Origin of the sequence: Chryseobacterium sp. JM1 (genome assembly GCF_000737715.1) — a bacterium.
Taxonomy (GTDB): Bacteria; Bacteroidota; Bacteroidia; order Flavobacteriales; family Weeksellaceae; genus Chryseobacterium.
In genome coordinates this window covers 378,077-398,030 of record NZ_JPRN01000002.1, presented here as the reverse complement: position 1 = coordinate 398,030, position 19,954 = coordinate 378,077, and the positions used below count along the sequence as shown (strand labels likewise).

13 protein-coding genes are annotated in these 19,954 nt (G+C 40.3%); 11 read left to right on the top strand and 2 right to left on the bottom strand.

The genetic code is table 11. The features are described from left to right. The first annotated feature begins 27 nt into the window (after window positions 1–27). From IW22_RS03965 to IW22_RS03930, 8 genes are all read left to right on the top strand, one after another. Window positions 28–453: a PepSY-like domain-containing protein gene (locus IW22_RS03965; protein ID WP_081873886.1), complete on the top strand. Its 426-nt coding sequence runs from the start codon at window positions 28–30 to the stop codon at window positions 451–453. Window positions 454–488: 35 nt separating this feature from the next. Then, window positions 489–2,879 (top strand): TonB-dependent receptor domain-containing protein, encoded by a 2,391-nt coding sequence (locus tag IW22_RS03960; RefSeq protein WP_228383992.1) that lies wholly within the window; start codon window positions 489–491, stop codon window positions 2,877–2,879. Window positions 2,880–2,903: 24 nt separating this feature from the next. Next, window positions 2,904–3,695, top strand: a complete 792-nt coding sequence (locus IW22_RS03955; RefSeq protein ID WP_034724289.1) for a phosphatase PAP2 family protein — start codon at window positions 2,904–2,906, stop codon at window positions 3,693–3,695. A 409-nt stretch (window positions 3,696–4,104) separates the two neighbouring features. Then, a complete protein-coding gene (locus IW22_RS03950) occupies window positions 4,105–5,223 on the top strand; it encodes a sensor histidine kinase (RefSeq protein WP_034724288.1) in 1,119 nt (372 codons plus the stop codon). Further along, the gene (locus IW22_RS03945) at window positions 5,220–5,987 is read left to right on the top strand and encodes a LytR/AlgR family response regulator transcription factor (RefSeq protein ID WP_034724287.1); all 768 of its coding nucleotides are present in this window, start codon (window positions 5,220–5,222) and stop codon (window positions 5,985–5,987) included. Before IW22_RS03950 ends, IW22_RS03945 begins: the two co-directional genes overlap by 4 nt. A 446-nt stretch (window positions 5,988–6,433) precedes the next feature. Continuing rightward, entirely contained in the window at window positions 6,434–7,543 is a 1,110-nt protein-coding gene (locus IW22_RS03940) for an efflux RND transporter periplasmic adaptor subunit (RefSeq protein ID WP_034724285.1), read from the top strand. Window positions 7,544–7,574: 31 nt separating this feature from the next. Further along, window positions 7,575–10,733 carry an efflux RND transporter permease subunit gene (locus tag IW22_RS03935; protein ID WP_034724284.1) on the top strand — a complete coding sequence of 1,053 codons (3,159 nt, stop codon included), beginning with the start codon at window positions 7,575–7,577 and terminating at the stop codon, window positions 10,731–10,733. Then, entirely contained in the window at window positions 10,720–12,135 is a 1,416-nt protein-coding gene (locus IW22_RS03930; protein ID WP_051891083.1) for a TolC family protein, read from the top strand. Before IW22_RS03935 ends, IW22_RS03930 begins: the two co-directional genes overlap by 14 nt. Before the next feature lie 79 nt (window positions 12,136–12,214). On the opposite strand, the gene IW22_RS03925 is transcribed toward IW22_RS03930, so the two are convergent. Continuing rightward, window positions 12,215–12,850 carry a DUF417 family protein gene (locus IW22_RS03925; RefSeq protein WP_051891024.1) on the bottom strand — a complete coding sequence of 212 codons (636 nt, stop codon included), beginning with the start codon at window positions 12,848–12,850 and terminating at the stop codon, window positions 12,215–12,217. 64 nt (window positions 12,851–12,914) lie between these two features. Beyond that, window positions 12,915–13,574, bottom strand: coding sequence for a helix-turn-helix domain-containing protein (locus tag IW22_RS03920; RefSeq protein ID WP_228383991.1), 660 nt, complete (start codon window positions 13,572–13,574; stop codon window positions 12,915–12,917). A 594-nt stretch (window positions 13,575–14,168) separates the two neighbouring features. On the opposite strand from IW22_RS03920, the gene IW22_RS24125 reads away from it, so the two are divergent. The 3 genes from IW22_RS24125 to IW22_RS03905 are packed head-to-tail and all read left to right on the top strand — an operon-like array spanning window position 14,169 to window position 19,902. Then, complete coding sequence (locus tag IW22_RS24125) at window positions 14,169–17,795, top strand: hypothetical protein (RefSeq protein ID WP_117616557.1); 3,627 nt, start codon at window positions 14,169–14,171, stop codon at window positions 17,793–17,795. A 36-nt stretch (window positions 17,796–17,831) separates the two neighbouring features. Continuing rightward, window positions 17,832–19,412, top strand: coding sequence for a hypothetical protein (locus tag IW22_RS03910; protein WP_034724280.1), 1,581 nt, complete (start codon window positions 17,832–17,834; stop codon window positions 19,410–19,412). A 10-nt stretch (window positions 19,413–19,422) separates the two neighbouring features. Beyond that, on the top strand, window positions 19,423–19,902 hold the full coding sequence (locus IW22_RS03905; protein ID WP_034724278.1) for a hypothetical protein: 480 nt from the start codon (window positions 19,423–19,425) through the stop codon (window positions 19,900–19,902). The last annotated feature ends 52 nt before the right edge of the window (window positions 19,903–19,954 follow it).

Sequence of the window (19,954 nt, the reverse complement as noted above, 5' to 3'; positions counted from 1 at the left end):
TTGTACAACCAATTAAAATTTAAAAAAATGAAAAAGTTAATATTTTTATTGACAATAGCTGCGGCAGCATCCATGAATGCTCAGAAAATTAAAAAAGAAAATGTTCCTGCATCAGTTCAACAGGGGTTTCAAAAACAGTTTCCATCTGTCCAGCAGATAGAATGGCAAAAAGAAAACGACAATTATGAAGCAGGATTTAAAATCAAAGGAACTGAAACATCCGTCGTGATCAACCCATCCGGTCAAATTCTTGAAACCGAAACGGAGATTGGCATTAATGCCCTTTCTGTACCTATAAAAAGCTATCTGGCTAAACATTATCCTAATCAAAAAATAAAGGAGGCTGCCAAAATAAAGGATGCAAAAGGAACTGTTACCTACGAAGCGGAAATTAAAGGGAAAGACCTGATTTTCGACCGTAATGGGAAATTTATAAAGGAAATTAAAGATTAAATACAATGAAGAGAACAGGGCTGTTAATTTTTTTAATGTTATTTTCTGTTATGTCTTTTGCTCAGGTAGCAGGCGTAACCATTTCAGGTATCGTTAAAGATAAAACAAACAAATCGGCTTTGACCTATGTAAATATATTGGCAAAAACTGAAAAAGACACCGCATTTGTGGCAGGAACGATCACTAATGAAGAGGGCAGATTTTCACTGGCCAATATAAAACCGGGAAATTACAAACTGGAAATTTCTCTTTCCGGATATCACACACAGACTCAGCCTCTTTTTATCGGAAGTCTTTCTGAATTTTTGGAAATTCCGCCCATTGAACTGGATCAGAATCAGGGAGGAACGGAAACGAAAATTGAAGAAGTGGTGGTATCGGCTTCGAAAAAGAACGAAATAAGCAATCAGCTTGATAAAAAGACCTATTCCGTTGCGGATAATATCAGTCAGAGCGGAGGATCTGTTTTGCAAAGTATGCAGAATTTACCGGGAATTACCGTTCAGGACGGGAAAGTACAGCTGCGCGGAAATGATAAGGTCACGGTTTTAATAGATGGTAAACAAACGGCACTGACGGGTTTCGGAAGTCAGACAGGACTGGATAATATTCCATCTTCGGCCATTGATAAAATAGAAATCATCAACAATCCGTCTTCAAAGTATGATGCGAACGGTAATGCCGGAATCATCAATATTATCATGAAGAAAAACAAGCAGAACGGCTGGAACGGAAAAGTAGGATTTACCACAGGACTGGGCTCGCTTTGGGAAAGAAAGCAGAATCTGCCGACTATAAGACCGCAATATACTTTAACGCCGAAAATCAATCCATCGGTTTCCCTTAACTACAGAAAAGATAAGGTAAATATCTTTTTGCAGGCAGATAATTTATATACGCAGACTCTTAATAAAAATGAATTTGTAACCAGAACTTATGATGATGGAACGGTCATTAATTCACAATTAAAAAGAAACCGGAACACCAATTATTTAACTACCAAAGCCGGAATAGACTGGAATATTGACACTCAAAATACATTGACGGTTTCCGGACTTTACGGAAGCGAAAAGATTATAGACCGTGGTGATCAGCCTTTTTTCAATAGAGATTATTCCCAACGTCTACGCTTTTGGCAGTTTCTGGAAGATGAATTGAAAACGACGGTGATGGCTACGGCGGCCTATCAGCATAAATTTAAAGAAGCAGGACATTTGTTAAACGTAGGATTCAATTATACGTTCCACAGGGAAGATGAAAAATATTTTTATGACAATTACCTGCCGGCTTCTACAGGAACGGATGCTTTTAAACTGTTATCCGATGAACAGGTCTATGACTTCAATGTAGATTATGTAAAACCTTTGAAATACGGGCGTATCGAGGCAGGAGTCAAACTTAGAAACAGAAGCATTCCTACCGATATGAATTTTATGCCGGGAACCAACTCCGTTCTGGATGTCAATGCAGGAGGAAAAGCGGCTTATAAAGAATTAATTCCTGCGGTCTACGGAAATTATATTTTCGAAAATGAAAAATGGGAAGCAGAGCTTGGGGTGCGACTTGAATATGTAAAAGTTCAGTATGATGTCAATCCCAACCATCCTACTTACAAAAGCGACAGTTATAATTATACACAGCCGTTTCCCAATTTGAGATTAGCCTATAAGCTTAATGATCATAATAAACTGTCCATATTTTATAACAGAAGAGTAGACCGCCCTAACGAAGTAGATATCAGGATTTTTCCGAAATATGATGACGCCGAAATTATTAAAGTAGGAAACCCGGGACTTAGGCCTCAGTTTACCAACTCAATAGAAATGGGGCACAAGTACAATTGGGATAATGGGTATCTGTACTCAGCTTTATACCATCGTTTTGCAGATGGAACGATTACCAGGATTTCCAGTACGGCACCACAAAGTAATTTAATCTATGCTGTATTTCAGAATGCAGGAAAAAGCTACAATTCAGGTTTGGAAATGATCTGGAATCAGAAAGTATCGAAGGTGTATTCATTCAATGTCAATGGAAATCTGTACCGTAACCAGATCAATGCTTTTTCGGTGGAGAATCTCTATCCGCAGCCTGTTGTTTTCTCAGCGGACATACAGACGGCGGTTTCCGGGAACTTGAAATTCAACAATACATTCAAATTTTCTAAAGGATTTGATGCTCAGCTTACTGCTGTTTATTTAGCTCCGGATATTATTCCGCAGGGGAAAATAAAGTCAAGATTTTCAATAGATATGGGCGTAAAAAAATCTATTCAGAATGGGAAAGGAGAACTATTCCTGAACGCATCAGACCTCTTGAATACGATGGTGATTAAGAAACAGATTCAGGGCTCAGGATTTAAGTACACAAGCGATGATTATTATGAGACACAGGTCGTAAGACTTGGGTACAGCTATAAATTTTAATAACCAACTAATACTACGATCAAAATGTCAATTGTTCATCAGAAAATAACGGTCTGCTGTATTGTTTTATTGTCAGCATATGGCAGACTCGCCGCCCAAAATGATTCGGTTCAGGTGCAGAAACCTCAGCAGGATAGTGCGGTTACACTGAATAATCAAAAGCCTGCTTTAAATTACAAAAGCTTAATTATTCCTGCCGCTTTTATCAGTTATGGAGTGGCCAGCCTAACGGTAAAAGATCTGAAGCAGCTCAACTTTTCCACCAGGGACGAAATCAATGAGCACAAACCGGATCATATCAGGTTGGATAATTATACACAATATGCACCTGCAGTTCTGGTCTATGGCTTAAATGCAGCAGGAATTAAAGGGAAACATAATTTCAGGGACCGGACCATTATATACGCTACATCCCAGATCATATCAGCAGCCATTACGCTTCCTTTGAAGCATATTGTGAAAGAAGAAAGACCCGATCAGTCTAATAACCTTTCTTTTCCATCAGGGCACACCGCAGCCGCTTTTTCTTCCGCTCAGTTTATGTTCCGGGAGTATAAAGACACCAATTTCTGGCTGAGTTTATCCGGATATCCTATTGCTGTTTTTACAGGAGCCTACCGGATGCTGAATGATAAACACTGGGTAGGAGACGTAGTTGCAGGAGCAGGTTTCGGAATTCTGTCCACCGAATTGGCCTACTGGCTTTTCCCTAAAATCAATACTCTTTTAAAAGGTAAAAACAAAAATACGGCGACCATGATCATGCCTTTCTATCAGGATAAAAGCATAGGAATAGGACTCTTCAAAACTTTTTAAGATCAAACCAAATAAAGGCCCGGCAATTGCCGGGCCTTACTAACAAGATTAAGTGTAAAATTTAGCCGGTTAAGGCAAAAGGATAATTCAAATATTTTCAGATTTCTATTGAACTTAATCTATGTTTGGGGATTGATAGTATGAGGCATTTATTATTTGATGAGGTGAAAATTGTTCTTCTTTCCCAATTCAATACGGCAAAATTAGGATGACAAAGCGCTCTTCTTTATAAAAAAGAGGGTGACGTGACTGAATAAGGTGATGAAATGTATTTTTTTGATGATGAAACGTTGAGGTACATTCTAAACGGCTTATTGTACGTTTCACCTGCTCTTTTCGCGGGCTCGTTCAAAATAGAAAGATTTCCTATCAAATCAATTTTTATATTTACACTTACAAAGTCCCGAATATGAACAGGATTGGCAAAATCAGAAAAAAGATAACCCGAAACAGGAAAATTATTTCCACCGCAAAAAGAAGGCTGGTGATCTGGCTGGTGGCCATTATTACCTTTTATATTTTTTCCTACCTGATTGACCCGTTTGATCCTGCGTGGATGGATTATCTCAATGGGCCGTGGCAGCTTATGGTAGAAGATTTCTTGTGGGTAATTCTTTTCTCCGTCCTTCTGTCAGAGGTGAGTATATTCATCGACAGGACCCTTAATAAACTTCTTCCCTGGAGCAACAGAACGGTGAAAAGACTTCTCATCCAGTGCGGTCTTCAGATTGTAGGAAGTGTACTCATCATCATCATCGTCAACTTTATCATAGAAAGTACGACAGAAAACCTGACCAAACTTGATTACCGCAAGGAATTCACGCTTTTAGGGCAATGGGTCGCGACGAATATCATGATATCATTGATTATCAGCGCTTTTAATACCGTAGATTATTTGCTGGAAAACTGGAAAAAAACCGCAGAAGAAGCTGCCCAGCATAAACTCAGAGCTTCAAAACATAAACAGGCCGCAATGGCTGCAGAGCTTCAGGCCCTTAAACTACAGATAGATCCCCATTTTATTTTCAATAATCTGAGTGTGCTTTCCGAACTTATTCTGGAAGATCAGCAGCTGGGCTATGAATATTCAGAGAAATTTGCCAGAGTCTACCGCTATCTTCTCGTCAATTCAGGGAAAGATGTCATTGCTGTAGAAGAAGAATTGAAGTTTCTGGAATCCTATATTTTTCTGATTGAAAAAAGAATAGGAGACGGCGTTATATTTAAGATTGATGTCCGCGAAGAACACCGGAAAATGTACACCGTTCCGTTATCTCTTCAACTTTTGGTTGAAAATGCCATTAAACATAATCAAACCTCAAAAACAAATCCGCTGGAAATAGAAGTCTATACGCTTCCAACTGAAGAACTGGTGGTTGCGAATACATTTCTGCCACTGATCAATAAGCCGGATTCTTCGGGTGTCGGACTCAGAAATATCAAAGCCAGGTATGAGATTTTAGGCTATGGAAAGCCGGAAATAGAAAAGACAGAAAACAAATTCATTGTAAAACTTCCCCTGATATGAAGATTAATAAGATTTTAATCATCGAAGATGAAAAATTGAATGCAGACCGATTGAAAAGGCTTCTTTTAAAACTGAGGCCTCACGTGGAAATCATGTCGGTAGAAGAATCCATTACCTCAGCAGTGGAGTGGTTGAATCATCATCCTGCTCCTGATATGATCATGATGGATGTCCGCCTGGCAGACGGTCTTAGCTTTGAGATCTTTAATAAATTTGACATTCGCAGCCCCGTAATTTTTACAACAGCCTATGACGAATACGCCGTACAGGCTTTTAAATACAACAGTATCGATTATCTTCTGAAACCGATAGAAGAAGATGAGCTGGAAACCGCACTGAGGCGCTACGAAACCTTTATAGAAACCGTTCCGTTCGTAGGAACAGCGATTGAGGGGTTATTGAATTATATCCAGCCTAAAGACTACAGAAAACGCTTCCTTCTTGCCCATCGCGATGGATACAAAACCGTTTTGGCTGAAGATATCCTCTATTTTTACACAGAACTCGGAATCAGCAAAGCAGTATTGAATACCGGTGCGGTAGAAAATGTTCCCCAAACTCTCGAAGAACTGGAAAGACAGCTGGATCCGAAATTCTTTTTCCGGGCAAACAGGCAGTTCATTATTCACATAGACTCTGTAAAGCAGGTATTGAACCACTTCAACGGAAAACTAAAACTGGAACTCCGAAAACAACAGCCTGACATGGAAATCATCGTCAGCAGAGAAAAAGCCTCTGTCTTCAAGTCCTGGATGGATTATTAAAAGCAGGTACGGGATACGAGGTGCGGGTTTGAGCGTCGGAGCGTTTTAGAGTTTTAGAGTTTCGGAAAGTGATGAGGTATAAATAATGAGTTATGAATCATGTAACGTGGGTTTTGGATTTGTCTGAAATCTTGTATCTGCTCAGAAATTCACCATTCACTTGCGAAGCAAAATTGACCATTGACGGTCATCAATCTCAGCCTTAACTTAAATGTCTGAAATCTGATGTCTCGTGTCTGATATCTCCCTTAAAAATTGACCATTCACTTTCCTCAATCTCAGCTTCAACCTAAAAATCTTATACCTGAAATCTTCTCGTGAGAGATTTTTTCATTTTCCTCAGCCTACGTTTCATCTGCGATTAATTACGTTTCACCGGATTTCTTCATCCGTATCCTTATTCTGTGCGCTTATTTTGCAAGTGTAAAATTTAAAAACAGATCATTATGAATTATAAAAAAGGATATTGGGTGCTGTCGTTAGCCGCTGTTGTGGGGCTTAGCTCCTGCGGTTCGGGAAACGGTCAGGAAACAGCTAAGCAGATGAGTGCGGTACCTACAGATTTTATTCAGTTGAAATCCGGTGATGCAGATGTTTCCGCGGGATATCCGGGAAGTATTGAAGGACAGGACAATGTAGATATTAAAGCTCAGGTTACAGGATATTTGGAAGCCGTTTATGTAAAAGAAGGTCAGTATGTGAATAAAGGTCAAACCTTGTTCAGAATCAACCCTTCTGTTTATAACGAGCAGGTGAATAGTAATGAAGCTGGTTTGAAAGCCGCTATAGCCGCTCAGGAAACGGCAAGATTGGAAGTGGAAAAGCTAAAGCCTTTGGTGGAAGGAAAAGTTGTTTCCGATATGCAGCTCAAAACGGCTCAGGCCAATTATAATGCAGCAGCGGCACAGGCAGCACAGGCGAGATCTTCATTAGGTTCATCACGAATCAATGCCAATTTCACCTACATCAAAGCACCGGTAAACGGTTATATCGGAAGAATCCCGAACAGGGTAGGAAACCTCATCAGTCCTTCAGACACTGCACCATTGACATCACTTTCGAACATCAATACGGTCAATGTCTACTTCTCAATGAATGAAGCAGATTTTATAACCTACAGCCGAAAAGCAGCATCAGGAGAACAGACAGAAAATGTAGAACTCATCCTTGCTGATGGTTCAAAATATTCCTACAAAGGAAAAGTAGAAAATGCCAGCGGGAATTTTGATAAAAATACAGGAAGCATTCAGATGAAAGCCGTTTTCCAGAATCCGGATAAATTATTGAGAGCAGGAGGAACAGCAAGAGTTTTATTACATCAGTCTCTGGACGGAATTGTAAAGCTTCCCAAAACGGCAGTCAAAGATATTCAGGATAAATTCTTCGTATACAAACTGGAAGGGAAGGATAAAGTAAAAATGTCCCCGATTGAAATTTCAGGAAGCACATCTCAGGATTATTTTGTGAAAAACGGAGTCAAAGCCGGTGATAAAATCGCAGTGAACAGGATTGACGTGCTTACAGACGGAGCGCTGGTGTCAGCGGATGTGAAATAATAGATAATCATTCATTCTTAGAAAATTTAACATGTTAAAAAAGATAATAGACCGTCCGGTACTGGCAACGGTAATATCTCTGATCATTGTCATATTGGGGATTATAGGACTGAACCAGCTGGCGGTAACCAGATTCCCGGACATTTCGCCACCCACCATTACCGTTATGGGTTCTTATCCGGGCGGAAACAGTGAAACTGTAATACGTTCTGTGGTAACGCCTCTGGAAGAGCAGATCAACGGAGTGGAAGATATGGAATACATGAAATCTACCGCCAGTAACGACGGAAGCTTCTCCATTTCTATCATATTCAAACAGGGCGTTAATGCGGATCAGGCCGCGGTTAATGTACAAAACAGGGTTCAGCAGGCCACTCCGATACTTCCTCAGGAAGTGGTAAGAATGGGACTGACGACTTCCAAACAGCAGAACAGCATGGTGATGCTTTTCAATATTTATACCGATGATAACAGTAAATATGACGAAACATTTCTGCAGAATTATGCCAATATCAACCTGATTCCGCAGGTCAAAAGAGTAAAAGGAGTAGGACAGGCACAGGTATTCGGAATTAAAGATTACTCCATGAGAATCTGGCTGAATCCTCAAAAAATGGCTTCGTATGGCCTTGAACCGGCTGATGTTTCCAATGCTATTGCAGATCACAGTTTAGAATCTGCCCCGGGAAAGCTGGGCGAGGAGTCTGATGCAGCGCTGGAATACGTAATCCGTTATAAAGGAAAAAAGAACAAACCGGAACAGTATGAAAATGTTATCGTTAAAAACGACGGAACCAAGTTGATACGCCTGAAAGATGTCGCCCGTGTAGAATTCGGGTCGCTTTCTTACAGCGGAGATAACCTTTCCAATGGGAAAAATGCGGTGACTGTAGCGATTATGCAGACGACAGGTTCTAATGCCAATGCCATTGAAGTAGGGATCGACAAATCCATAGAACAGCTTTCAAAATCATTTCCTCCCGGAATAAAATATTCCAAGGTGATGAGTACAAAAGAAAGACTGGATGAAGCTACCGGACAGGTAAAATCTACTTTGATCGAAGCATTTATTCTCGTGTTTATTGTCGTATTTCTCTTTCTGCAGGACTTCAGATCTACTATTATTCCGGCAATAGCCGTTCCCGTTGCCATTATAGGAACCTTCTTTTTCCTTCTGGTATTGGGATTCACCATCAATGTACTGACGCTTTTCGCTTTGGTACTGGCCATCGGTATCGTGGTGGATGATGCCATTGTCGTCGTAGAAGCCGTTCACTCCAATATGGAAGGGACAGATCTTTCAGGGAAAGAAGCGACTCACAAAGCCATGAGTGAAATTACAGGAGCGGTTATTTCCATTACCCTGGTGATGTCTGCCGTATTTATTCCGATTGGGTTTATGTCCGGATCAGCAGGGATGTTTTATAAGCAGTTTGCCTATACATTGGCCATTGCCATCATTATTTCAGCAGTGAATGCCTTGACTTTAACGCCTGCTTTGTGTGCTGTATTCCTTAAAAACAATCATTCAGAAGGCGGAGAACATCCGAAAGGCTTTGGGAAAAGATTTGCAGTAGCCTTCAATGCCGGTTTTAATAATATGACGAACCGATATGTAAACGGTGTAAGATTCCTGATCGGACGCAAATGGATAGCTGGAGGTTTGGTGGTAGGCGTAATCGGTGTGGCAGCATGGCTGATGACCAGTACTCCAAAAAGTTTCGTTCCGATGGAAGATGACGGGCTTTTTATGTACACCTTAAGCATGCCGCCGGGAACAGGTTTGACCAAAACGACTGAAACAGCAGCCAAGATCAATGCTATCCTGAAAAATGTAGAGGGAATTTATGAAAATACATCCATCACAGGATACAATTTATTAAGTAACAGTGCTGGTCCGGCTTATGCGATGGGATTTGTGAAACTTAAACCTAAAAAAGAAAGAGGAAAAGTCCAGGATATTGATGAAATTTTAAACGGAGTCAATGAAAAGCTGGCTTCCATTAAAGAAGGAAGTGTAATGACTTTCCGAATGCCACCCGTAGAAGGATACGGGATGACCAATGATGCAGAGATTGTGCTTCAGGACCGAATGGGAAGAGATCCGCAGGCACTGAAAGCAAAAGCGGATGAGGTTATCGGACAACTGATGAAAGTGCCGGAAGTAGGGTTTGCGTATACCATGTTCAGGGCAGATTATCCGCAGATGGAACTTGAGGTGGATGAAGATAAAGCCAAACAGTTGGGAGTAAGCATTTCTAATCTTTTGGGAACTGTTCAGACGTACTTTTCAGGAGATCAGTCTCAGAATTTTTCAAGATTTGGGAAGTTTTACAGAGTTAATATCAAGGCGGATGGGATGTTCAGAATGGATGAACAGGCTTTCAACGATATTTTCGTGAAAAATAATCAGGGGCAAATGGTTCCGGCCAATACCATGATCACCTTACATAAAGTCTACGGACCTGAATCCACTCAGCGATATAATCTTTATAATTCATTGAACATCAACGTATCCCCAAAACCGGGTGTGAGTAACGGAGAATTGATGGGAAAACTGGAAAAAACACTGGATAAACTTCCTTCCGATTACAGCTACGAATGGACCGGATTAAGTCTGGAAGAAAAATCAGCCGGAAACCAAACCATTGCCATATTTGGACTGTGTCTGCTGTTTGTGTATCTGCTGCTTGCCGCACAGTATGAGAGCTACATCCTTCCTCTGGCGGTAATGCTTTCCATTCCTACAGGAGTGGTAGGAGCGTTTCTGGGAATAAAAGCGATCGGGCTGGACAATAACATTTACGTACAAGTCGGATTGATCATGCTAATCGGACTTCTGGCTAAAAATGCCATTCTTATCGTAGAATTTGCGGTGCAGAGAAGAAAATCCGGGCTGTCTATTCTGGAGTCTGCATTAGACGGAGCAAAAGCAAGATTGAGGCCCATCATCATGACTTCCCTGGCATTTATTGCAGGAATGATCCCGCTGACGATCTCTTCAGGAGGAATGGCTTCAGGAAACAGATCCATCAGTACAAGTGCGGCGATGGGAATGCTGAGCGGTGTAGTACTGGGCGTTTTTGTCATTCCAGTATTGTATATGTTTTTTCAATATCTGGATGAGAAGTTTTCATCAAAGAAATATAATGAGAAACCGGAAAATCAACCATCAAATGAAACTATTTAACATCAATAAAATACTTTTTTACGGTGCAACGATATTTGTATTGGCATCCTGCGCTGTAAGAAAACCATATGCAGGAACGGACGTCAATATCCCGTCAGCATACAGAGATCCGGTAAAGGTAACCGGAGATACCATCGTACTTCCCTGGAAAACGTTCTTCAAAGATCAGAAACTTCAGGGATTAATAGAAAAAGCATTGGCTAAAAATAATGAAGTTTCCATAGCGCTTAAGAATATGGAACAACTGGATCTTGCTTATAAACAGGCAAAAAATGCATTGCTGCCAACGCTTGATTTCAGTGCTGGAGCCAACAGAAGCTGGGCCTCGAAAAACAGTCTTAACGGATCACTTAACGAGCAGTTTACCGGAAATAAGTACATCGATGATTTCAGTGCTTCCCTGAGACTTTCCTGGGAAGTGGATATCTGGGGGAAATCAAAAATGCAGAAAGAATCAGCTGCTGCCGGATATTTTGCTCAGAAAGAAAACCTGAATGCCTTAAAAAGCAGAATTATTGTTCAGGTGGCGCAGGCTTACTATAATTTAATAAGTCTGGATGAACAGCTGAAAATAGCGGAGAGAAATATTGATTTAAGCAATAACACGCTTCAGATGATGAATCTTCAGTTCAAAGCCGGGCAGATCAATTCACTGGCGGTACAGCAGTCGGAAGCACAGAAAAAAACGGCGGAGCTGTTGATCCCACTGGCCAAACAGAATATTTCCGTTCAGGAAAATGCATTGAGCATTCTTTGCGGAGAATATCCCGGAAGCATTGAAAGAGAAGGTCATCTGGCTGAAATGATTCCTCAAAATAACCTGTCAGAAGGTATTCCTGCCCAGTTATTGAGCCGCCGTCCGGATCTGAAAGCAGCAGAATTCAATGTAGTCAGCCTGAATTCAAAAACAGGGCTGGCAAAAGTAGCGATGTACCCAAGCATCAGTCTTTCGCCACAGATTGGGGTGAATTCGAACAAATTTAATACCTGGTTTGACTTGCCGGGATCAATAACCAAAACACTGGCAGCCAACCTCGCAGCTCCTATTTTTCAAAAGAAAGAGCTGAAAACAGCCTACGAAACGGCAGTGATAGAACAGGAAAAAGCGGTGATCAGTTTTAAACAGTCTGTCATGACAGCTGTGGGAGAGGTTTCTGATGCGATGGCTAAATCCAAAGGTTCTTCCGAAAGGCTGGAATTGTTGGAGCAGAGAACGGCTATTTTAGATAAAGGAATCAACGATGCGTTGAAACTGTATAAAAGTGGAATGGCAACCTATCTGGAAGTCATCACAGCACAGAATAACAAACTTCAGAACGATCTGGAAGCCGTGAATGTTACTCTGGAAAAGCTCAATGCCGAAGTTGATTTGTACAGAGCATTAGGAGGCGGAACTCATTAATCTTATCTTTAAATAAATACAAAAAGAAGCTGCAAAATGTAGCTTCTTTTTGTTGTTTTGTACTTTAAATCTTTAAAAACTAAGTGTTTAGTTTTGAGAGGCTGCCTGAATCTTTGAGAACTTTCTTTAAACTGTCTGAAAACAGCACCAGCCCGGCAGCCATCATGATAATATCTTTTAAAACCAATCTTCCGGCTCCCGACAGATAAGGAAATCCGAATTGTGGCGTAGGAAAATCTCCGCCCAGATTAGGGACATACACTTCAGGAGTTGTTACAAGAAATGATAATGTCATAAAAGACATGATGAAGGTTAAAGCCGCACCCAAAGCTCCAATCTTTGGGAACCATATGCCGAGCAATACCAAAATAGCGATAATGATGATCATGGTCCCCAATCCGTAAGAAAATGCATAAGTTCCGTTATCTGTGTGCCAGTGGATATTTTTCTTTACTGTTTTCCCTTCCGGATTTTTGTAAAGTGTATACTCTGAGACCGGTTTTTGGTCCTCGTTAAGTACTTTGTTACGAGCATTCTTATAAAAAAAACTCATAAAAGGACTGTTGGCTACGAAAGGAACAATTCCGTCAGCTTCATACTGATAAGCTTTAAGTCCTCCGATCCAGGCCATAACGATGAATATGGAGATTCTTAAAAAATTAAGAAAATAAGAATCCAATCTAAGAAGGCGGGTGTAAAGTGTATTTGTTTGCATCTGATTTACTTTTTTGACAAAGGTATACCGCTGCAGGATGCATAAAAATAGAGATATCAGGACATTACATGGACATTTTAGCCACAATGGAAATGCCTACTTTTTCCCGGTACTTTTTGGGTGAACAGCCCACGGATTTCTTAAAATAACGGCTGAAATAAAATTCATCACTAAATCCCAGCTCTGAAGCGATCTCTTTCACAGAGCGGTACGTCAAATGAAGAAGTCTTTTGGCTTCCAGTGTAATTCTTTCGTTGATGAGCTGGCTGGGGCTTTTATCAAATTCTTTCTTAACAGCTTTGCTCAGGGTGTTGTTGGTAATATTGAGTTTTGTGCTGTAGAATGAAAGCTCTTTTTCATCTTTAAAATGAAGTTCCAGCAGTTTTTGAAATTCGGCTGCGTTTTTATTGGGAAGCCGTCCTGTGGATATTTGTTCCTCCAGACTGCCGCTTTTCTGTTTGCTGCAGATCGCCAGAATCAGCTGTATGTATGTTTTAATGATGGATTCTGAGAAAAGATGTTTTTCAGAAAGTTCATGTTGAATATGATTAAAGATCCCGAGAATATATTCGTAGTTCTCTGACGCCAGCTTAATACTTGGATTAAGGTAAATATTGTTAAACAAAAGCCCATTACAGGCCACTTCCTCTTTGTGATACTCTATACAGTAATAATCGCCGTGAAAGAACAGAATAAAAATTGGATCATCTGTTTCTGAAATCAATTTTAATTTTTGATAAGGGGTCAGGAAAAGAACAGTACAGCCTTCATAAGAATAATTAATCTGATCAACCGAAAAGACACCAGAACTCTTCAATAAAACCACACCATAATTCTCAGTGTTAAAATCTGAGGGAAAACCGGATGCGGGATAGGATTGTATTTGCACTGACATGGAATAAATATAGGAAATATTTGGGAATTATGAGTTTCGGGATACGTGGTGCTGGTTTGAGAGGTTATGAGTTTTAAATGATGAGTGATGAGTTTTAGGATGCGGGTTTCGGGTCGTCTGAAATCTGCTCAGAAATTCACCATTCACTTGCAAAGCAAAATTGACCATTGACGTTTCTCAACTTTAACCTTAGATTCAACCTAAAAATCTGATTCTTAATTTGATTTTTTTTCAACACGTCAAGTTCTGTCGCTTCCGGCTCTGATATTTGCTTTACAAAAACACACAAATGAAAACAGACTTTAAAACAAAGGGTGGATATCTTGCCGGATACCACCTTAAAAAATAAGGCTCATTTCTGAAGTCATAATTCCAAAATGACATTCCATCTTATCAGTATTATAACACAAAAAATCACAAAAAATGAACAAGATTGAAAACAATGCTGCCGGATCACCGGTGGAAAACATTCCCACACAGACACTTTTCAGATTCGTAAGCTTAAGAAGCCCGCAGCTGTCTGATGAAAAAGAGCAGGATAAAAGATTTGTGCTTGCTCCTGAGGAATTAAAAAACAGTCACTTTTATAAACATGTTTTAGATCACCCGGGACAGCCTAAGCAAAGATTATTAAGAGAATATGCCGGTATTTTTCAGCAAAGCCCGGATTATATTTCTGACAAAAATTTTTTAAAAGAAAACCATACAAATCTGTATGAATTAGCTTCATGGATTGCCAGAAACAAAGAGACCTGTACAAATGATGAATTATTAGAAAAAATTAATGTTCACTTAGCTTTTACGGCCGATAATATTCAACTGTGGAATAACCTTATTTATCAAGTGGTTGCCCAGAAAGATTTTTATATCAAAGAAACAGTGATGCAGATGCTCCTGGCAATGCATATCATTGATAACAGCGGAACGGAAGAACGCAATAAAATTCTTCTTAATGCAAGAGTCGTTCTTCCCAAAGAATTGATGCTGGATGAAAATAAAACGTCAGGAACTCAGATGCTTTCAAAAATGGCAGCCAATGAGTTTAAGGAAACTTCGCCTACTGAAGAAATGAAGAAGCAGCAACTCGTCTCCGAAGGAAAGCTAAAACTTGACAGATATGAAAAACTGGCAAAGAACTTTATTCTCCTGGAGAAACAGTATCGGGATGAGTATAAGAAAGAATATGAAATTCAGTACGCAGAATATCAGGAAGGGATAGCGGAAGCCATTGCCGAATATAATGCTAAAGTGGCAGCAAACAGAGAAAAATACTGCCCGACAAGAACCCCGGGTATGCCCTATGATCCAAAAGATCCTTGTCAGCAAATCCCCGGTGTTCCTGAACCTGCGATTAAAAAATTTCATTTTAAGTTCCGCTCTGAAATTGAAGCAGAATATCTTACACGGGCATTGAAACCTGAAAGTCTGGATACCTTACTGGATATTTTAGGCTACGATTTTCAACAGGTATCTACAGATAAGGAACGTGCGGCCGCAAGTGGCGCACCTGATCTGAATCAGTTACTGGAAGGAAGAAATACGTTTTCAGAAATCGCCGTTTTGATCGCAGGGTCTGGAGAAAAGAGCAACAAAATAATTGCTGAAAATACAGAAGCTAATACGGAAGTCTATACGAGTATCGGAGGTGTTATTGTTCCCATGGCAAAAGCAGCGGCAGTACCATTTACTTTCCAGCTGTGTCCAAAAGGAATCTATAAGTTGTTCGGACTTACCATGGCATTAAATGTTCCTGATGCTTCCTGGGATGTGTCAAGCATTTATTACGAATTAGTCAGTGGTAGCTTACCGACTCAGACAGGATCTAATTTTGTGAAATCCAGAAACGGCAATACTATTTTCTTGAATGATCTTTTGGGACAGGGAGTAGAATTCGCCATGTTTGAGGGCGCTTCTTTTGATCTTAGAATATCTTTTACCAATGGACGTGTTGCTCACTTTAAAACACCGGGAATTACAATAAGAGGCTGTATCTCTTCTCAATTTGAACTTATTGCTGAAGACACAGGAAATCCGGTTGTACCAGTTGATGAGGAGCAGAATTTTATTCCTTCAGGATTCGGATTCAAACAGATCGGAATTGCAGATTATCTGAAAGTTGAGCAGAGCACCCATGCTTATGTAGAGGGAGAAGTAGCGCACATTGAGAATATCATGGGAAGAGAATATCGTGAGAAATCTACCCGGAAATTAAGAAGAAGCGAAAATACCACCACTTCATCTTCAGATACGGAAAGAGAGCAGCTTTCTGATACTACGACAGCCAATCGTTTTGAAATGCAGTCTGAAGTTTCTAAAATTTTGCAGGAATCTAATGATTTTGCGGGATTTGCCAATGCAAACTTTAAAATAGGACCTTCATACTCAATGAACGTAGGGGCAAATTATGCCAACCACCGCTCAAAAGACGAAAGCACGAGACAGGCTGTGACGCAGGCTCAGGATATTACGGCAAGAGCGATGGACAGAATCGTGACAAAAATCCACGAAGAAAGAATTGAAAAGATCATTGATGAATTCGAGGAAAACAATTCCCACGGATTTGATAACCGTAAAGGCGATAAAAATGTAGTGGGCGTGTACCGATGGGTAGATAAACTGCTGAAAAACCAGATCTACAACTATGGCAAACGAATGATGTTTGAATTCATGGTTCCGGAACCTGCTAAATTACATCTATTGGGGATGACTTCTCAGAAAACCCCTGATCAGATCGACCTGGTCAAGCCGGAAGATCCAAGAACATCAACGGTGATGCCCATGAAAAATTATGACGCCCTTACAACAGATGCTGTTTTAAAATACTGGGTATCAAAATACAACGTGGAAATCCCTGAAAAACCTGTTGAGAATTACAGCATCGGAAAATCTTTAAGCGGTCAGTTTACGGGTGAAAACAGCGCGATTCAGCATGGTGCTTTTAAAGACGAAATTCAGGTTCCGGACGGATATGTAGCCGTAAGCTGTTTGGCCGGGTACAGTGCAGCCGGAGACAGCAGCCAGTCTGCGATGTGCATTATGGTAGGAGATCAGGATTTCTTCCATCATGGCTTTTGGTCACAGTTAAAATTTTATCCAAGAAAATCTTTTGCTAAGCCTTATTCTAAAGCAGTTCCTATTTCAGCTACTTTTTATGAGATTTTCTCAGGAACAGCAAATTGTGTAGTTGATCTTCAACTGACACAGGAAGCTAAAGACGCATGGTATCAAAAAGTATTTAAAGCCATTATGAACGCCTATGAAGATGCATTGGTAGAATACAACAATAAACTGACTGAAGAAAAAAATAAAGCAGTAGAGATCAAAGGTGCAAATCCTGCATTTTACCGCCAGATTGAAAATACCATTTTACGCAAAAACTGTATTTCTTATATGTCAGACAGAACTTCAGGATCTACTCATGGATATGGTCTGGAGGGATTGACCAGCGGATCTGCTTTCAGCAACTATGAAACGGTTTTGAACAGCAGTCTGGACAAATACACCGCTTTTGTGAAATTCATGGAGCAGGCTTTTGAGTGGGAAAACCTTTCATACAACCTTTATCCATACTACTGGGGCAATAAGCAAAACTGGCTGAACCTTTATCAGTCTGAGGATACGGATCCTTTATTCAGAGCCTTCATGCAGAGCGGAATGGCAAGAGTAGTGGCGACAGTACGTCCGGGATTTGAAGAAGCGGTACAGTTCTATCTGGCAACAGGAAAAATCTGGAATGGTGGTGAAGTTCCTGTCATTGGAGACGAGCTTTACCTGTCAATTGCTGATGAAATGAAAGAACCAAAAGGTATGAAACAAGGGAAATCATGGATCACAAGACTTCCTACGGCCCTGAATATTCTTCAGGCGGAAAGTATCGGGCTGAAAGTAAGACATGCGCTGCCTTTCAGTACAGAGAATCCGGAAGAGTTCGAAGTGCCGTCTGAAGTAATGACGGAGGAGAAATTTAATTTTGAGCACAATGCCAATCTTCTGGGTGTACAGGAACCTGTAACGGCTTCTGCGAAAATGATTTCCGGAGACTGGAAATAAAAACAATCAATCATAATTAATTAAAACAACACAAAGATGTCCACAATAGGAAAAATTATTAGGGTAAATGTATTACCTCCCGAAGGAGAAAGAGAAACAAATGTCATTTACCAAGTAGCTGCACCCGGTGCAGCTACTTATACAGACTATGCCATTGATGAAAATGGGGATATGAAAACAGCTGCTACAGATCCTTCTGCTCAGGATTTTAATGACGGTCTGGTTAAAATTTCTGATCCAAATCTGGTGTCGGAGGGATTTTTGAATCAGGCTCAGTTCAATAAAAATGTGAATGAAGATATGGATAAGAAACTCAATGTTCCATTAACTGACGGAAACACTCAGAACTTTACAAAAGTAGTAGGACTGGATGCTAACGGGAATACGGCAAAACTGCCTGCCGGGGATTTGGGAAAAAATATTGCAAATTCATCTCTGACAACGGTGTCCGGCGCAGGATTGACATTAGGAGCCAACTGGACACTGAATACTTCCGGGCTGTATTACTCAATAACCGGATTGAGTGATGGTTCCAATGATTCAACAGTGAATATGGTCCTTGCACAAAACTCTGTTGGCAGAATTTTTAAAACGAACACTAAAGAAATGTTCAAAAAACTACCAGGCATTTTAACACAAACAGAAAAAGAACAGTTCGGTATCTCTTGGAATAATCAATACAGTAACGGAGCTTTAAATGTCTATTCTATTGCGCCTAATATCTTTAAAAACGATAACACTGTAAAGTATTTGGTATTACAGGGGTTAAATTTGAATGTCAATTCTGCATTTACTTCTGTCAAATTTATTCCTGTGGGAAATGTTATTGGTATCGGCGAGATAGATTGCTTAGGCTTTCAAACTTCAGCCGATGGTAAATCTATGATTGTGACTATTAAAGGGAACGCTTTACAGGGAGGATCACAGTATAATATCATAATAAGAACTACTTCGCCAACGATTCAGACCCATAGATCAGTGTCATCCGTCAATGTTGTAGGGAACATCAATAATATTGATATCAGTGCAATTACGTGGGAAACAAAAGCCTATAATCCCGGTCAGGAGAATACTGTTTTCAGCACGAATGGAGGCTTAATGTCATACAGTTCAAATACAAATAACAAGCAGTATGCCTATGAACCCAACGTAATCGTGGGGGCAGCCAAAAGCAGTGTATTATTTCCGGCGGGCTCGAATTTCTATATAGAAATGAACATAACTCTTTCTACCACAGGTAATGGAGCCGGAGATATAATCGATTTTTATGCTTATTTAGGCTTACTTCAGAGTACGCTCCCCAATACGTTGGGTGATAATTCATTCATTAGAACTGTGCTGGGATCTTTCCGGAGTGGTGGCTATTATTCTTGTATTCTATGGAATAATATTATCACAAATCCAAATAAGACAGAGATGGCAGGAACTATATTGAACGGAAGTGTAATCATTACAAGAATGGGGAACATATGCACTCAAACAATTACAGTTGCCGGTGTTTCAATCATACAATCTGTATCTACACCGACGGAAGCGGTGGCCTTGTCCCTTGCCGTTTCCAATGGCACAACTTCAAAAAATATTAATACATCAATAGTCCAGGCATTTACATTTTAAACATAAAATTATGAACAAACATTTAATCATACCCGAAAACATTAAGCAAATGCTTAACAGCATTGAAAACACATCACTACACCTGGCTGAACTGCCACTGGAGGCTCACCCAAAGCTTCCGCAATTTGAAAGAAATATCCGGGTACTGGATATGGATGCCAAATCTAAACAGCAGTTTATCAGCTTCAGCTATGAGCAGGTGTTGAAAGACCATGAAACCGGTGAAGAGATCAATATTTCCCTTCCTGCTCCGGAGTGGGTAATCTATAAGGAAACATGGAGCTGTCTCCGTGATCATAACAACAAACCGGTAGAATTACCCCTGGCTGAACCTACAGATGCAATGGCCACGGATACGGTAAAAGTCTCAAGTTATCAGTATATGCTTTGGCTGCTGAAGAACAATAAAGTAGGATTCACAGAGCTTCTGGCTTCTTACCTGAATGAATTTGTGAAAACCCACAAAGAACAGCTGGATAAGCTTTCGTAGGAAATATGAATGAACGGCAGGGCGTAATGCTCTGCCTTTTTAAACACTTAAA

What these genes read in the sequence shown, in the direction of transcription:
- IW22_RS03965 (WP_081873886.1), top strand. Translation starts at nt 28, where the DNA reads ATGAAAAAGTTAATATTTTTATTGACAATAGCTGCGGCAGCATCCATG.
- IW22_RS03960 (WP_228383992.1), top strand. Translation starts at nt 489, where the DNA reads ATGTTATTTTCTGTTATGTCTTTTGCTCAGGTAGCAGGCGTAACCATT.
- IW22_RS03955 (WP_034724289.1), top strand. Translation starts at nt 2,904, where the DNA reads ATGTCAATTGTTCATCAGAAAATAACGGTCTGCTGTATTGTTTTATTG.
- IW22_RS03950 (WP_034724288.1), top strand. Translation starts at nt 4,105, where the DNA reads ATGAACAGGATTGGCAAAATCAGAAAAAAGATAACCCGAAACAGGAAA.
- IW22_RS03945 (WP_034724287.1), top strand. Translation starts at nt 5,220, where the DNA reads ATGAAGATTAATAAGATTTTAATCATCGAAGATGAAAAATTGAATGCA.
- IW22_RS03940 (WP_034724285.1), top strand. Translation starts at nt 6,434, where the DNA reads ATGAATTATAAAAAAGGATATTGGGTGCTGTCGTTAGCCGCTGTTGTG.
- IW22_RS03935 (WP_034724284.1), top strand. Translation starts at nt 7,575, where the DNA reads ATGTTAAAAAAGATAATAGACCGTCCGGTACTGGCAACGGTAATATCT.
- IW22_RS03930 (WP_051891083.1), top strand. Translation starts at nt 10,720, where the DNA reads ATGAAACTATTTAACATCAATAAAATACTTTTTTACGGTGCAACGATA.
- IW22_RS03925 (WP_051891024.1), bottom strand. Translation starts at nt 12,850, where the DNA reads ATGCAAACAAATACACTTTACACCCGCCTTCTTAGATTGGATTCTTAT.
- IW22_RS24125 (WP_117616557.1), top strand. Translation starts at nt 14,169, where the DNA reads ATGAACAAGATTGAAAACAATGCTGCCGGATCACCGGTGGAAAACATT.
- IW22_RS03910 (WP_034724280.1), top strand. Translation starts at nt 17,832, where the DNA reads ATGTCCACAATAGGAAAAATTATTAGGGTAAATGTATTACCTCCCGAA.
- IW22_RS03905 (WP_034724278.1), top strand. Translation starts at nt 19,423, where the DNA reads ATGAACAAACATTTAATCATACCCGAAAACATTAAGCAAATGCTTAAC.